Source organism: Paracoccus aerodenitrificans (assembly GCF_027913215.1).
GTDB lineage: Bacteria > Pseudomonadota > Alphaproteobacteria > Rhodobacterales > Rhodobacteraceae > Paracoccus > Paracoccus aerodenitrificans.
Genome location: NZ_CP115784.1, coordinates 1,654,384 through 1,669,196, shown reverse-complemented (window position 1 = coordinate 1,669,196; position 14,813 = coordinate 1,654,384). Strand labels below are relative to the sequence as shown.

Here is a 14,813-nt window from a genome sequence, read left to right as displayed (position 1 = left end):
CCTCAAGGCGGTTGCGGGTGCGGAAAACAATTGCTAGAGACCTCCCCGAGATATTCGGCTGGCATGTGTCGGCTGCAAGAACCACACAGCCCCGCGACCGACCGTCCCCAAAGACGGCCAGCCGGCGGGGTTACGTGCTAACCGGAAGGATGACAGTGGCAAATTCCGCATCGATTTCCGCCTCGATCGCCGGGCGCTACGCGCAGGCGCTGTTTGATATTGTCAAGGAATCGGGGGAGATCGACCAGCTTGCGTCGCAGGTCGATGATCTCGGTGCCGCGCTCGACGACAGCGACGAACTGCGCCATGTGATTTCCTCGCCGATCTACACGCGCGAGGAACAGGGCAAGGCGATTTCCGCCGTGGCCGAAAAAATGGGCCTGTCGGCGTCGCTGGCAAATACGCTGAAACTGATGGCGCGGAATCGCCGCCTGTTCACCCTGCCGCAATTCGTCGCCGAGTTGCGTCGCCTTGTTGCCGAGCACCGGGGTGAGGTGACCGCCGATGTGGTGTCAGCGGTCGCCCTCAGCGACGAACAGAAAAAGCGTCTGACCAATACGCTGGCCGAAAAATCGGGCAAAAAGGTCAAATTGAATGCGCGTGTCGATGAAAGCCTCATCGGCGGCATGATTGTCAGGCTGGGCTCGCAGATGATCGACAGTTCGATCAAATCCAAGCTCGCTTCCCTCCAGAATGCTATGAAAGAGGTCGGATAATGGGAATCCAGGCAGCCGAGATTTCGGCGATCCTCAAGGATCAGATCAAGAATTTCGGTCAGGACGCCGAAGTGGCCGAGGTCGGTCAGGTGCTGTCCGTCGGTGACGGGATCGCCCGTGTTTACGGTCTCGACAAGGTACAGGCCGGTGAGATGGTCGAGTTCCCCGGCGGTGTGCGCGGGATGGTTCTGAACCTTGAAACCGACAATGTCGGCGTCGTGATTTTCGGCGATGACCGCGATATCAAGGAAGGCGATACCGTCAAGCGGACCAATTCCATCGTGGAAGTTCCGGTCGGCAAGGGCCTGCTGGGTCGCGTCGTGGACGGTCTGGGTAATCCGATCGACGGCAAGGGACCGATCGAAGGCGCGACGATGGCCGTCGCCGATGTCAAGGCACCGGGCATCATGCCGCGGAAATCCGTGCATGAGCCGATGGCGACCGGCCTGAAATCGGTCGACGCCATGATCCCGGTTGGCCGTGGTCAGCGCGAGCTGATCATCGGCGACCGTCAGACGGGCAAGACGGCACTGGCTCTGGACGCCGTTCTGAACCAGAAGAACTATAATGGCCGTGAAAATGACGGCATGAAAACCCTGCACTGCATCTATGTCGCAGTCGGTCAGAAACGCTCGACCGTTGCGCAGCTTGTGCAGAAGCTGGAAGAGACCGGCGCGATGGAATATTCCATCGTTGTCGCCGCGACCGCGTCTGACCCCGCGCCGATGCAGTATCTTGCACCTTACTCGGCCACCGCGATGGGCGAATATTTCCGCGATAACGGCATGGACGCGTTGATCATCTATGACGATCTGTCCAAACAGGCCGTGGCGTATCGCCAGATGTCGCTGCTGCTGCGCCGTCCGCCGGGGCGTGAAGCCTATCCGGGCGACGTGTTCTATCTGCACTCGCGCCTGCTGGAGCGTTCGGCCAAGCTGAACGAGGATCACGGCGGCGGCTCGCTGACCGCGCTGCCGATCATCGAAACCCAGGCGGGCGACGTGTCGGCCTATATTCCGACCAACGTGATCTCGATCACCGACGGTCAGATCTTCCTGGAAACCGATCTGTTCTTCCAGGGCATTCGTCCGGCCGTGAATACCGGTCTGTCGGTATCCCGTGTGGGCTCTGCCGCGCAGACCAAGGCGATGAAATCCGTTGCCGGTCCGGTCAAGCTGGAACTGGCACAGTATCGCGAAATGGCAGCCTTTGCGCAGTTCGGGTCCGACCTCGACGCCGCGACGCAGCGCCTGCTGAACCGCGGTGCCCGCCTGACCGAGCTGATGAAGCAGCCGCAATATCGCCCGCTGACCAATGCCGAGATCGTCATTGTCATCTATGCCGGGACGCATGGCTATGTTGACAATATCGCCGTCGGCGATGTGGTCGCATGGGAGCAGGGCCTGATCGAGTATCTGCGCAACCAGAAATCGGATCTTCTGGACGATATCACCAAGAATGACCGCAAGGTCGCCGGTGATCTGGAAGATGCGATCAAGGCTGCTCTGGACGCGTATAACAACACCCGCGCCTGATCAGAGGAGGGAAGCTGGATGCCCAGCCTCAAGGATCTCAAGAACCGGATCGACAGCGTCAAATCGACGCGGAAGATCACCAAGGCGATGCAGATGGTCGCCGCTGCCAAACTCCGCCGCGCGGAAGAGGCGGCGGAGGCCGCGCGCCCCTATGCCGAGCGGATGAATGCGGTCATGGCCGGGCTGGCTGAAAAAGCGGCCAATTCGGATACCGCGCCGAAGCTGCTGGCCGGGACCGGCGATGACAAGCGTCACCTGCTGGTCGTGCTGACCTCGGAGCGCGGGCTTGCCGGTGGCTTCAACTCGTCCATCGTGCGGCTGGCGCGGCAACAGGCCGACAAGCTGCGTGGTCAGGGCAAGGACGTCACCATCGTGACGGTCGGCAAAAAGGGCCGCGAACAGCTGAAGCGCGATTACAGCGATCTGTTCGTGAACCATGTCGATATGTCCGAGGTGAAGCAGGTCGCCTATGAAAACGCCCGCGAAATCGCGGATGACGTGCTGGAACGCTTCCAGACCGGCGATTTCGACGTGGCGACCTTGTTCTATAACCGCTTCGAATCGGTGATCAGTCAGGTTCCGACCGAGCGCCAGATCATCCCCGCAGTGGTCGAGGAAGGCGAGGAAGACACCGCCGCCGGCCTGTCCGCCGGGTATGATTATGAACCGGGCGAAGAGGTCATTCTGCGCGATCTGCTGCCCCGTGCCGTCGCGACGCAGATCTTTGCGGCTCTGCTGGAAAACGCCGCCTCGGAACAAGGTGCACGGATGACCGCGATGGATAATGCGACGCGCAACGCCGGAGACATGATCGACCGGCTGACGACCGAATATAACCGTACCCGTCAGGCTGCGATCACGACGGAACTCATCGAAATTATTGCGGGCGCCGAGGCGCTCTGACCGAGAAGGGGAAACACATGGCAGAGGCCAAAGCAAAGGGTAAGATCACTCAGGTCATCGGTGCCGTCGTCGACGTGCAGTTCGATGGCGATCTGCCGGCCATTCTGAACGCGCTTGAAACCGATAATAACGGCAAGCGTCTGGTTCTGGAAGTTGCTCAGCATCTGGGCGAAAACACCGTCCGCACCATCGCAATGGACGCGACCGAAGGTCTGGTCCGGGGCGGTGAGGTGACCGATACCGGCGCTCCGATCAGCGTCCCGGTGGGCGATGCGACTCTGGGCCGGATCCTGAACGTCGTCGGTGAGCCGGTGGACGAGGGTGAGCCGGTCAATGCGACCGAAACCCGCGCCATTCACCAGCCCGCACCGGATTTCGCGGCTCAGGCGACCAGCTCGGAAATTCTGGTCACCGGCATCAAGGTGATCGACCTGTTGGCTCCCTATTCCAAGGGCGGCAAGATCGGCCTGTTCGGCGGTGCCGGTGTGGGCAAGACTGTTCTGATCATGGAACTGATCAACAATATCGCGAAAGTGCACTCGGGTTACTCGGTGTTCGCCGGTGTTGGTGAGCGGACGCGGGAGGGCAACGACCTTTATCACGAGATGGTGGAATCGGGCGTTATCAAGCCGGACAACCTGTCGGAATCGCAGGTGGCGCTTGTTTACGGTCAGATGAACGAGCCTCCGGGTGCGCGGATGCGGGTCGCTCTGACCGGTCTGACCCTGGCCGAGCAGTTCCGCGACCAGACCGGAACCGATGTTCTGTTCTTCGTGGACAATATCTTCCGCTTTACGCAGGCAGGTTCCGAGGTGTCGGCGCTTCTGGGTCGTATTCCTTCCGCTGTGGGCTATCAGCCGACGCTGGCCACCGATATGGGCGCGATGCAGGAACGCATCACCTCGACGAAAAAAGGCTCGATCACCTCGATCCAGGCCGTTTACGTTCCGGCCGACGACCTGACCGACCCGGCACCAGCCACCACCTTCGCCCACCTCGACGCCACGACCGTTCTGTCGCGTGCGATCTCGGAACTGGGGATCTACCCGGCTGTGGACCCGCTGGACTCGACCAGCCGGATCCTCGATCCCGGTGTTGTCGGTGAAGAGCATTATCAGGTTGCCCGTGACGTTCAGGGTATCCTGCAGAAATACAAATCGCTGCAGGACATCATCGCCATTCTCGGCATGGACGAGCTGAGCGAAGAGGACAAGCTGACCGTCTCCCGTGCGCGGAAGATCCAGCGTTTCCTGTCGCAGCCCTTCGACGTTGCCAAGGTCTTTACCGGCTCGGACGGCATTCAGGTGCCGCTGGAAGACACGATCTCGTCCTTCAAGGCGGTCGTTGCCGGTGAATATGACCACCTGCCGGAATCGGCCTTTTATATGGTCGGCGGCATCGAGGATGTGAAAGCCAAAGCGCAGAAACTCGCCTCGGAAGCGGCGTAAGGGGGTCTCATGGCCGATACCATGCAGTTCGACCTCGTCGCACCAGAGCGGAATCTGATGTCCGTCTCTGTGCGCGAGGTGCGCCTTCCCGGCGAAAACGGCGATCTGTCGGCGATGCCGGGCCATGCGCCCGCCATCGTCAATCTGCGCCCCGGTCTGGTCACGGTGATCGACGAACAGGGATCCGAGCATCAATTCGCGATCTCGGGTGGTTTCGCCGAGATCAACAATGAATCGCTTTCTCTTCTGGCTGAAATCGGCCGCAAGAAGGAAGAGATGGATCAGGACGCGTTCGATGAGATGATGCGGGCGGCCGAACGCAAGAAAAAGGCTGCTGAAGCTGAAGAGCAAAAGCACGGCGCTGAAGAAGTCGTCGCCTCTGCTGCCAAGCTGCTGGCTGATATGGAAGCGCTTGGCACTCAGATCGGGCTTTATAAATATTCGTCCGACTCTTCGAACTGATCATTCAGTCTTCGGAACAGGAAAAGCCCCGGAAATCTCCGGGGCTTTTTCCATTCGTTCTGACGGGCCGGTCTTCAGATGAAGATCAAAGCCCCGCTTCTGAAAGGATCTTTTCCGCCTCGGTCTTGCAGGCAGATAACGCGCTGCGATCCTCTCCGGGGAAGAAGCGGGCACGTGTGGCTGTCGGCATTGGCGCGGGCTGCGGGATCAGGACGCGGGGGCCAAGTTTTTCGGTTTCCGCCTGCCAGCTTCTGGCCAGAGCGATCTGCGCGGCCTTGCTTGCCCCATAGGCTCCGAAGAATTTCTGGCCGCCGCGCGGATCGTCCGGAATAATCGCCATGCCTTTTCGCGCCTGAAGCAGAGGCTCTGTCAGTCCGATCAGATTTTGCGTGGCGGTGGCGTTGATATCGAGAGATTTCGTCCAGTCCTTGCCGTCCACATGACCGGACGGGGTCAGCGGTGCTGCGTGGATCGCGCAATGCGCCCAGATATCCAGCCCGCCCCAACGCTGAGCAATGGCGCCTGCAAGCTGCATCATCGCGGCTGGCTCGGTCACGTCCATCGGGGCCAGAGTCGCAGCCGCGTCACCCGCCGCGCGAATGCGGTCATCCAGTTCTTCCAGCCCGCCAGTGGTTCGCGCCACGGCGATAATATGGAAACCACGCGCCCCGAGAGCTTCGGCAAGTGCCGCCCCCAACCCGCGCGACGCGCCGGTGACAAGCGCGGTTTTCATGCGTTCCGTGTTCATGTGCGAAGCCTGTTGCACAGTGCCGAAGCAAGCGCAAGACAACTCTGTAACATTGACTTTCCGCCACGATGCGGCAAAAAATCACATATGATCAATACTCCAAAAAGGGCAGTTCCATGACATTCACCCAAGCGGCGATTCCAAGCCGGTCGCTTTTGACAAACGCTGTGCTGGTACTGGCCGGCACGATGCTTGTCGCATTTTCCGCGCAGGTCTCGGTGCCGATGTTCCCCGTGCCGATGACGCTGCAGACGCTGGCAATTTCGCTGATCGGGCTGACCTATGGGTCGCGTCTGGCGGCGGTGACGCTGATCGCCTACCTGGCCGAGGGTGCGATGGGCCTGCCGGTTTTCTCGAATGGCGGGGCGGGGCCGGTTTATATGATGGGGCCGACCTCGGGCTTCCTGTTCGGCTTTGTCGGCATGGCATGGCTGACCGGTTTCATGGTTGAGCGCGGCTTCGACCGTGGCTTCCTGCGCCTTTTCGCGGCGGCGATTATCCCCGGAATGTTGCTGTTCGTGCCGGGCGTGGTGGCTCTGAAAGCCGTGACCGGGCTGGACTGGCAGGCCGCGATGATGGCAGGAATGGTGCCGTTCCTGATCGGTGGCGTGGTCAAGGCCGCGATTGCGGCAATGGCCGTCAAGGCTGGCTGGTCGCTGCTGAACCGCCGCTGATCCTTACAATCGGATCTTTCAGAACGCCGCCCCTCGGGGCGGCGTTTTTTGATGTCAGGACCCGCTGAACGGCAAAAAAAGCAGCCCCGGAAATCCGGGGCTGCTTTATCGTTCAGGAAGGATCAGCGCTTTGCGACGTCGATATAGTCGCGCTTCAGCTCACCCACATAAAGCTGACGCGGGCGGCCGATCTTGTTCTGCGGATCGCTCAGCATTTCTTTCCACTGCGAGATCCAGCCCACGGTCCGTGACAGCGCGAAGATGGGGGTGAACATCGAGGTCGGGAAGCCCATCGCCGACAAGATAATGCCGGAATAGAAATCCACATTCGGATAGAGCTTTTTCGAGACGAAGTAATCATCCTCAAGCGCGATCCGCTCCAGCTCTTTGGCGACTTTCAGAGTCTCGTTATTCTCGATCCCCAGCAGGTCCAGAACCTCGTCAGCGGATTCCTTCATCACCTTCGCGCGCGGGTCGAAATTCTTGTAGACGCGGTGACCGAAGCCCATCAGGCGGAACGGATCGTCCTTGTCCTTGGCGCGGGCGATATATTCCGGGATGCGGTCAACGCTGCCGATTTCCTGCAGCATTTCCAGCGCCGCCTGGTTGGCACCACCATGCGCGGGACCCCACAGGCAGGCAATACCCGCCGCGATACAGGCGAAGGGGTTCGCACCCGACGACCCGGCCAGACGCACGGTCGAGGTCGAGGCGTTCTGTTCGTGATCCGCATGCAGCGTGAAGATCCGGTCCATTGCCTTGGCCAGAGCCGGGTTGACCTCATAAGGTGCTGCCGGGACGGCAAAGCACATATGCAGAAAGTTCGACGCGTAATCGAGATCGTTGCGCGGATAGACGAAGGGCTGACCGATCGAATATTTATAGGCCATCGCCGCAATCGTTGGCAGTTTCGCGATCAGCCGGATCGAGGCGACCTCACGCTGCCACGGATCGCTGATATCGGTCGAATCGTGATAGAAGGCCGACATCGCGCCGACCACGCCGACCATCGTGGCCATCGGGTGCGCGTCACGGCGGAAACCGCGGAAGAAATTATGCATCTGCTCGTGCACCATCGTGTGATGGGTCACGCGGTTTTCGAAATCTTCCAGTTGCTGCTGGTCGGGCAGTTCACCGTAAAGCAGCAGATAACACACTTCCAGATAATGCGATTTTTCGGCCAGTTGCTCGATTGGATAACCGCGATACCACAGCTCTCCCTGATCGCCGTCAATATAGGTGATCGCCGAATCGCAGGACGCGGTCGAGGTGAAGCCCGGATCATAGGTAAACACGTCGCCCTGACCATAGAGCTTGCGGATATCCAGGACTTCCGGCCCGACTGTCGGTTGCAGCACGGGAAGTTCTATTTCCTTGCCGTAAACAGACAGGATAGCAGGTTTATTATCAGCCATTCCGGTTTCCTTCGCTTGGACCGGCGCGGGAGGGCGCCGGATATGTGAGCGGGCTAGCCCGCCTGATCTTCCAGTCGCGCCAGAGCCTCATCGCGGCCAAGCGCAAGCATCATGTCGAACACGCTGGGGGTCGAGGTTTTCCCAGCCAGGGCAGTCCGCAAAGGTGCCGCAATTTTGCCCAGACCAAGCCCGTGCGCCTCTGCGACGGTCTTCGCAGCCTGCTCCAACTCGTCTCGGGTCCAGTTATCATGCTGCAGTGCGGCAGTCAATTCCGACAGCATACCACGGGATACCGGATCGAGGTTTTTGGCCGCTTTTTCATCCGCTTCGACAGGCCTCTCGATCAGGGCAAAATGGGCCTGCTCCAGCAGGGCAGGAAGGGTTTTTGCCTTTTCTTTCAGCAGGGAAAGGATAGGGCGCAGGCGGGAAATCTGGATCTCGCTCAGCGCGGGCTGATCATTCGCGGCGCGATAAGCGGCCAGCTCATCCAGCAGGTCCGCGTCGTCCATCTGCGAGATATGCCAGCCCGAGACATGTTCCAGTTTCTTGAAATCCAGCCTTGCCGGGGCGCGGCCGATCCCGTCCAGATCGAACCATTCTCGGGCTTGCTCATCTGTGAACAACTCGTCATCGCCATGCGCCCATCCCAGCCGGGCCAGGTAATTCCGCATCGCCCGGGCCGGATAGCCCATTGCCGCGTATTCATGCAGCCCGACCGCACCGTGACGTTTGGACAATTTCTTGCCATCTGTCCCGTGGATGAGCGGAATATGCGCGAAAACCGGGCGTTTCCAGCCCATTGCGTCATAGATCTGAGCCTGACGCGCCGCATTGGTCAGGTGATCGTCGCCGCGGATGATATGGGTGACGCCCATATCGTGATCGTCCACCACGACTGCATGCATATAGGTCGGGCTGCCATCGCTGCGTAGCAGCACCATGTCGTCCAACTGGTCGTTACGGAATGTGACATCGCCCTGCACGGCATCGGCAATGACGGTTTCTCCGTCGCGCGGGGCCTTCAGCCGGATGACATACCTTGCATGGGGATGATCCGAGCGGTCCCGCCAGGGCGACTGGAAGGGACGGTTCGGGTTCGCTTCACGCCAGGCGGCGATTTCGTCGGGCGAGGCATAACAGCGATAGGCATGGCCGTTTCCCAGCATCTGATGGGCGATTTCCGCGTGGCGGTCGGCGCGTGCATACTGGCTGACAGGCTCTCCGTCCCAATCGAGACCAAGCCAGCGAAGCCCGTCCAGAATCGCCTCGGTTGCCTCGGGTGTGGAACGTGCGCGGTCCGTATCCTCGATCCGCAGCAGGAATTTCCCGCCATTGCCTCTGGCGTAAAGCCAGTTGAACAGGGCGGTCCGGGCGCCTCCGATATGAAGATATCCGGTCGGAGAGGGGGCAAAGCGGGTGACGACGGCGTCTGTCATGTGATGCCTTTCGGTCAGAATCAGGCAGGGCAGGGTGCCTTAACCTGTTTTCAACGTGTTTCGGTGCAGTGTTGGCCGAGGGATAGCGAAGGGTCCGGGAAAGAACAAGAATGCCATCCGCCGCCTCCATCCCTGACTGGCCCGTTTTCCGGTTTTTCCGAACGTCATCTGTCCAAGACGATATGCGGCCGGGGCAGGCGGATCTTCATGTCGGGCTGATGCCCTGGGCTCCTGTCTGGATGGCGGCGGGGATCGGGCTGTGGTTTTCCCTGCCGTTTCAGCCGGGCGTTGCGGCCTGCCTGCTTGCAGCGTTTCTTTTGCTGGCCGGTCTGGCGATGTGGCGGCGTCGCCATCAGGGCAGGGCCGCCGAGGCTGTCAGGCTGACCGGATTTGCGCTGATGCTGACGGCGGCGGGATTTGCGTTGACCGGGCTGAGGGCGCTTCGAGTCGATGCGCCGGTGCTGAATTTTCGCTATTATGGCCCGATTGAGGGGCGGGTGGTTCAGGTGGACCGGTCCGGTCGCGACCGGCTGAGGCTGACACTGGACCGGGTGCGCCTTGCACGCATGGCCCCTGATCGCGTGCCGGAGCGGGTGCGTATTTCGCTGCCCGGCGGGGTGACGCAGGCGGCTGCGCCGGGAACCCGTGTGATGCTGACAGGACATCTCGGCCCGCCGCCCGGCCCGGCAGAACCCGGCGGTTTCGATTTCCGCCGATCCGCCTGGTTTCAACGACTGGGCGCGGTCGGCTATACGCGCTCTCCCGTGATGATCGCGGCTCCGCCTGAACCCGGCGGTGCGCTGCGTCTCCACAGGCTGAGAATGACGCTGTCCGCCGCGATGCAGCAGCGAATCGGTGGTCAGGCCGGAGCGGTGGCGGCAGCGCTGATGACGGGCGATCGCAGCGGCATCTCGGAAAAGACCAATCAGATGATGCGGGATTCCAACCTGTATCACATTATCTCTATCTCGGGGCTGCATATGGGAATGCTGGCCGGGTTCGTCTATGCGGCTCTGCGCTGCGTTATCGTTGCTTTTCAGGCCGTCAGCGGAACGGCGCGGGGCCTGCCTGCGCATAAATTTGCGGCTCTCTGTGCGATTTTCGCCTCGGCCGGCTATCTGTGGCTGTCCGGAGGCGGGGTTGCGACCGAACGCGCCTTTCTGATGGTGGCGGTGATGATGGGGGCGATTCTGGTCGGTCGGCGGGCCTTGTCTCTGCGCACCGTATCGCTGGCGGCGGTGCTGATCCTTGCCGCCGCACCGGAAGCGCTTCTGACGCCGGGTTTTCAGATGAGCTTTGCCGCGACGGTCACTCTGATCCTGATCTTTCCGCCCTGGCAAAAACGGACCAGAGCGCTGCACTGGCTGATGCGCCCGGTGCTGATGCTGGTTCTTTCTTCGGTTGCGGCGGGGCTTGCGACCTCGCCGATTGCGGCGGCGCATTTCAGCCGGATGGCGCATTACGGTGTGCTGGCCAATCTGCTGGTGGTCCCGGTGACTGGCATCTTGATCATGCCGATGGGACCGGTTGCCGCGTTTCTTTCCCTGACCGGGCTTGAGGACCCTGCATTATGGTTGATGGGGCTCGGGACGGCCTGGATGCTGAATGTAGGTCAGTGGGTTGCCGGACTGAGCGGTGCTGTCAGTTCTATCCTGCAACCGGGACCTTATGTGCTGCCCTTATTCGGTTCCGGCAGTATCCTGATCCTGCTGTCTCAATCCGGCGCGATCCCGGCGTGGAAAAACCCGCGCCTGCTGGCCGGGGTTGCGATTCTGGCGGCTTGCGGGATTTTGTGGGCGACGGAAAAGCGTCCAGCGGTTCTGATTTCGCCCGAAGGCGATGCTGTCGGCGTAATGACCTCCTCCGGGAGGGCGGTCTCGAAAGCGCAGGGCGGCGCATTTACTGTCGGGAAATGGCTGGAAAAAGATGGCGATCTGGCATCGCAGAGCCAATCCGCACAGCGTCCGGCCTGGCACGGCCCGACAAAACAGCGTTCCGCGCAGTTCGGTTCGTATCTGCTTGTGCATTTGACCGGAAAGGGTTCGTCGGCACTTGTTCCGGGTCAGTGCCGTCCGGGGCGGATCATCGTCACGAACGAAAGGGCGGAAGATCCGGGCACTGGATGCCTGCTTTTCGATAGCAGCAGGTTAAGCGAGACAGGTGCGGTCGCGCTTGATGTGCGTGAGGGACAGCTTGTCATCCGAACCAGCTCTGACGTGACGGGTCACAGGCCCTGGAATGATCGGCGCGTCATCCAGCACGTCGCAGCCGGGCCTATTCCCCACAGCTTGCAGGATCGGAGGGGTCTTCACAGTCCAGATCGGTTCTCGACAGGGCGGCCGCACGTTCGCGCAATGCTTGCGCCCGCGAGGACAGCGCATCGGCATTGGCGGCAGGCGCCGCCCTGACCTCTGCCGATGAGACGGCAAGTGCCGCGCCTGCCGATTCCAGATCTGAAACGACCTGATCCGGGTCGCCAGCGGCGATTGCGGCATGGCCGGGGATCGAGGGTTCCGCCAGAATTTGATCGGTCGGCAGCAGCGCGGGATAATCCCCCGAATGATCTCCGCATCCGGCCAGAAGACACAGCCCGGTCAGCATCGCGCCGAGACGCGCGGGTCGTGCAAATGGTGACAAATGCGGTTTCATGGGCTGCTGGTGAATCCGGTCCTTGCGGGTTGGACCCTCTGTAAGCTGCGGACTGGCGGGCCGCAACCGGGCTGTTATCCGCGTCGGCGCTCAGGTGGCCTGCGTCCCTGCTTTCATACTTACTCCGGCGACATAGACCTGCGTTATCGCACGGTCATCGCCGAGGTTTTGCAGGATAAACAACTCCTCTGACAGGGTCTCGGCCCGCTGCATCCGCAACGCCATTGCCGGTGTCGCATGTGCGTCGAGCACCACGATATCGGCCTCACTGCCCGGCGCGAGCGTGCCGATTTTATCGGCCAGCCCAAGCGCCACGGCATTTCCGCGCGTGATCCAGTGGAATGCCCGCATCGGATGCAGTTTCTGGTTCTGCAATTGCAGGATCTTATATCCCTCATCCAGCGTCCTCAGCATGGAATAGCTGGTCCCGCCGCCAATATCGGTCGCAATCGCATTGGTGATGCCCTTCTTGCGCAGCCCGGCATCGTCGAACAGACCGCTGCCCAGAAACAGATTCGAGGTCGGGCAGAAGACGGGCTTCGCCCCGGTCTCGGCCAGAACGTCGATTTCACGCGGTTTCAGATGGACACAATGGCCGAGCAACATCTTGTCGTGCAGCAGCCCGTATTTTTCGTAAACCCCAAGATAATCGGGCGCGTCGGGGAACAGCTCACCCACGAAGGCGATTTCGTCGTGGTTTTCACTGAGATGGGTCTGGACATAGCAATCCGGGTGTTCGGCGACCAGAGCGCCCGCCATCTCAAGCTGTTCTGGTGTCGAGGTGATCGCAAAACGCGGTGAGATCGCATAATGGGCGCGGCCCTTTCCATGCCATCTGTCGATCAGCGCCTTGCTGTCCTCATAGCTGTCCCGGGCAGTATCGCGCAGATTTTCCGGGGCGTTCCGGTCCATCATCACCTTGCCGCCTATCATGCGCATATTGCGGCGGGCGGCCTCGGTGAAATAGGCCTCGGCAGATGCGGGGTGAACGCTGCAATATGCAACCGCGGTGGTCGTGCCGTGGCCGATCAGCAGGTCGTAAAAGGCCGAGGCCATCTCTGTGCAGTGATCCTGATCGGAAAACCGCGCTTCTTCGGGGAAGGTGTAATCATTCAGCCAGTCCAGAAGCTGAGCGCCCCATGAGGCAATGACCTGAACCTGCGGAAAGTGAAGATGCGTGTCGATGAAACCCGGCATCAGCAGGCAGGGCCGGTGGTCGACGATCTCGGCGTCGCCCGCAATGGCCGAAAGCTGTGCGTAGGGACCGGCAGCCTCGATCAGCCCGTCGGATATCAGGATCGCGCCATCCTCGATATAGTCGAAGGCGTCCCGGTCGGATTCGTCCCGAGGCTCTGAGTGGAAGCTGAGGACACGGCCTCTCAGCAATTTGCGTGGGGTGTCTGTCATATCGGCTTTCGGGTCCGGGCAGGCTGAAGCGCGTGGCGGCTTGGCCTGTTTGCTGGGGACCGGCACCCCATCCCTGACGGGGTGCCGGAGATTGCGTTACTCGGTGAAGAAGGCGAAGCGGATCACGAAAAGCGCCGCCACGATCCATGTCGCGATATGCACATCCCGTGCCCGACCGGTCGCCAGTTTTATGGCTGCATAGCTGATGAAGCCGCAGGCCAGACCATTCGCGATGGAATAGGTGAACGGCATCATCAGTGCCGTCAGCACGGCGGGGGCGGCCTCTGTCACGTCGTCCCATGCTATTTCCGAGAATTCGCGGACCATCAGGCAGGCGACATAAAGCAGCGCGGGCGCGGTTGCATATGCCGGAACCGATCCGGCCAGCGGTGCAAAGAACATGGCCAGCAGGAACATCACCGCCACGACAAGCGCGGTCAGCCCCGTCCGTCCGCCAGCCTGCACGCCCGAGGCGCTTTCGACATAGGCGGTGGTCGAGCTGGTGCCAAGCATGGACCCGGCAAGGATCGCGGTCGAATCCGCCATCAGCGCCCGTCCCAGACCCTTATTCGTATGGGCGGGACCTTCGACCAGCAGACCGGCACGCTTGGCGACTCCGATCAGCGTGCCGGTGGCGTCGAAGACCTCGACCAGCACCATGACCAGAATGACATGGAAGATCCCAACGGTCAGAGCGCCGGCAAGATCAAGCTGCATGAATGTCGGTGCGATAGAGGGCGGCATCGACACCACGCCGCCAAATGCGCTGACACCCAATGCGATAGAGATCAGCGTCACGACAAGAATCCCGATCAGGATCGCGCCCCGTACGTTCAGCGCATCCAGCGCCGCGATGATGAAAAACCCGGCAATCGCCAGCAGCGCACCGGCCTGAGTCAGATCTCCCATCCCGACAAGAGTCGCGGGATTATCCACCACGATGCCAGAGCTTTGCAGCGCGATCAGGCCAAGGAACATCCCGATCCCCGCTGCAATGGCGCTGCGCATCGAGTTCGGGATCCCGGCAATCAGCCAGCGTCTGATGCCGGTGACGGATAGGAACAGGAACACGATGCCAGAGATGAACACCGCGCCCAAAGCCTGTTGCCATGTGAAGCCAAGTGCGCCGACCACGGTGAAGGCGAAGAATGCATTCAGCCCCATGCCGGGTGCCATGCCGATGGGCCAGTTGGCCCAGAGCGCCATGATGGCCGAGCCGAGCGCAGCGGCAAGGCAGGTGGCGATAAACACAGCGTCGCGATCCATTCCCGTCGATGACAGGATTTCCGGGTTCACGAAGATGATATAGGCCATTGTCAGGAATGTGGTGACACCTGCGATCACCTCTGTCCTGACACTGGTTCCCTTGGCCGTCAGGCCGAAGAATTTGTCTAGCATTTTTCCTCCCTCAAGTTCCGGC

General features: G+C 60.9%; 12 protein-coding genes. 7 read left to right on the top strand and 5 right to left on the bottom strand.

Going from position 1 to position 14,813, the window contains the following annotated elements:
- The first annotated feature begins 149 nt into the window (after positions 1–149).
- The 5 genes from PAE61_RS09620 to atpC are packed head-to-tail and all read left to right on the top strand — an operon-like array spanning position 150 to position 5,064.
- A complete protein-coding gene (locus tag PAE61_RS09620; RefSeq protein WP_271112179.1) occupies positions 150–716 on the top strand; it encodes a F0F1 ATP synthase subunit delta in 567 nt (188 codons plus the stop codon).
- On the top strand, positions 716–2,251 hold the full coding sequence (atpA, locus tag PAE61_RS09615; protein WP_271112178.1) for a F0F1 ATP synthase subunit alpha: 1,536 nt from the start codon (positions 716–718) through the stop codon (positions 2,249–2,251). Before PAE61_RS09620 ends, atpA begins: the two co-directional genes overlap by 1 nt.
- An 18-nt stretch (positions 2,252–2,269) precedes the next feature.
- Positions 2,270–3,154, top strand: coding sequence for a F0F1 ATP synthase subunit gamma (locus PAE61_RS09610; RefSeq protein ID WP_271112177.1), 885 nt, complete (start codon positions 2,270–2,272; stop codon positions 3,152–3,154).
- Positions 3,155–3,171: 17 nt separating this feature from the next.
- Positions 3,172–4,602, top strand: coding sequence for a F0F1 ATP synthase subunit beta (atpD, locus tag PAE61_RS09605; RefSeq protein WP_271112176.1), 1,431 nt, complete (start codon positions 3,172–3,174; stop codon positions 4,600–4,602).
- A 9-nt stretch (positions 4,603–4,611) separates the two neighbouring features.
- On the top strand, positions 4,612–5,064 hold the full coding sequence (gene atpC, locus PAE61_RS09600) for an ATP synthase F1 subunit epsilon (RefSeq protein WP_271112175.1): 453 nt from the start codon (positions 4,612–4,614) through the stop codon (positions 5,062–5,064).
- An 85-nt stretch (positions 5,065–5,149) separates the two neighbouring features.
- Here the strand turns inward: atpC and PAE61_RS09595 are convergent, their stop codons facing one another.
- Complete coding sequence (locus PAE61_RS09595; RefSeq protein WP_271112174.1) at positions 5,150–5,812, bottom strand: SDR family NAD(P)-dependent oxidoreductase; 663 nt, start codon at positions 5,810–5,812, stop codon at positions 5,150–5,152.
- A 116-nt stretch (positions 5,813–5,928) separates the two neighbouring features.
- Between PAE61_RS09595 and PAE61_RS09590 the strand changes: the two genes are divergently transcribed.
- Complete coding sequence (locus PAE61_RS09590) at positions 5,929–6,486, top strand: biotin transporter BioY (protein WP_271112173.1); 558 nt, start codon at positions 5,929–5,931, stop codon at positions 6,484–6,486.
- A gap of 122 nt (positions 6,487–6,608) precedes the next feature.
- Here the strand turns inward: PAE61_RS09590 and gltA are convergent, their stop codons facing one another.
- Both gltA and gltX read right to left on the bottom strand, forming a co-directional pair.
- A complete protein-coding gene (gene gltA, locus PAE61_RS09585; protein WP_271112172.1) occupies positions 6,609–7,901 on the bottom strand; it encodes a citrate synthase in 1,293 nt (430 codons plus the stop codon).
- Positions 7,902–7,954: 53 nt separating this feature from the next.
- Positions 7,955–9,337, bottom strand: a complete 1,383-nt coding sequence (gene gltX / locus PAE61_RS09580; protein ID WP_271112171.1) for a glutamate--tRNA ligase — start codon at positions 9,335–9,337, stop codon at positions 7,955–7,957.
- 110 nt (positions 9,338–9,447) lie between these two features.
- Between gltX and PAE61_RS09575 the strand changes: the two genes are divergently transcribed.
- Entirely contained in the window at positions 9,448–11,745 is a 2,298-nt protein-coding gene (locus PAE61_RS09575; RefSeq protein ID WP_271115066.1) for a ComEC/Rec2 family competence protein, read from the top strand.
- Positions 11,746–12,076: 331 nt separating this feature from the next.
- Here the strand turns inward: PAE61_RS09575 and guaD are convergent, their stop codons facing one another.
- Complete coding sequence (gene guaD / locus PAE61_RS09570) at positions 12,077–13,393, bottom strand: guanine deaminase (protein ID WP_271115065.1); 1,317 nt, start codon at positions 13,391–13,393, stop codon at positions 12,077–12,079.
- Positions 13,394–13,489: 96 nt separating this feature from the next.
- Positions 13,490–14,791, bottom strand: coding sequence for an NCS2 family permease (locus PAE61_RS09565; RefSeq protein ID WP_271115064.1), 1,302 nt, complete (start codon positions 14,789–14,791; stop codon positions 13,490–13,492).
- Positions 14,792–14,813 lie beyond the last annotated feature (22 nt).

Bases quoted from the DNA above. Each gene is read 5' to 3' on its own strand.
- PAE61_RS09575 (WP_271115066.1), top strand. From the start codon at position 9,448: ATGCCATCCGCCGCCTCCATCCCTGACTGGCCCGTTTTCCGGTTTTTC.
- PAE61_RS09565 (WP_271115064.1), bottom strand. From the start codon at position 14,791: ATGCTAGACAAATTCTTCGGCCTGACGGCCAAGGGAACCAGTGTCAGG.
- atpA (WP_271112178.1), top strand. From the start codon at position 716: ATGGGAATCCAGGCAGCCGAGATTTCGGCGATCCTCAAGGATCAGATC.
- gltA (WP_271112172.1), bottom strand. From the start codon at position 7,901: ATGGCTGATAATAAACCTGCTATCCTGTCTGTTTACGGCAAGGAAATA.
- gltX (WP_271112171.1), bottom strand. From the start codon at position 9,337: ATGACAGACGCCGTCGTCACCCGCTTTGCCCCCTCTCCGACCGGATAT.
- atpC (WP_271112175.1), top strand. From the start codon at position 4,612: ATGGCCGATACCATGCAGTTCGACCTCGTCGCACCAGAGCGGAATCTG.
- atpD (WP_271112176.1), top strand. From the start codon at position 3,172: ATGGCAGAGGCCAAAGCAAAGGGTAAGATCACTCAGGTCATCGGTGCC.
- PAE61_RS09610 (WP_271112177.1), top strand. From the start codon at position 2,270: ATGCCCAGCCTCAAGGATCTCAAGAACCGGATCGACAGCGTCAAATCG.
- PAE61_RS09595 (WP_271112174.1), bottom strand. From the start codon at position 5,812: ATGAACACGGAACGCATGAAAACCGCGCTTGTCACCGGCGCGTCGCGC.
- PAE61_RS09620 (WP_271112179.1), top strand. From the start codon at position 150: ATGACAGTGGCAAATTCCGCATCGATTTCCGCCTCGATCGCCGGGCGC.
- guaD (WP_271115065.1), bottom strand. From the start codon at position 13,393: ATGACAGACACCCCACGCAAATTGCTGAGAGGCCGTGTCCTCAGCTTC.
- PAE61_RS09590 (WP_271112173.1), top strand. From the start codon at position 5,929: ATGACATTCACCCAAGCGGCGATTCCAAGCCGGTCGCTTTTGACAAAC.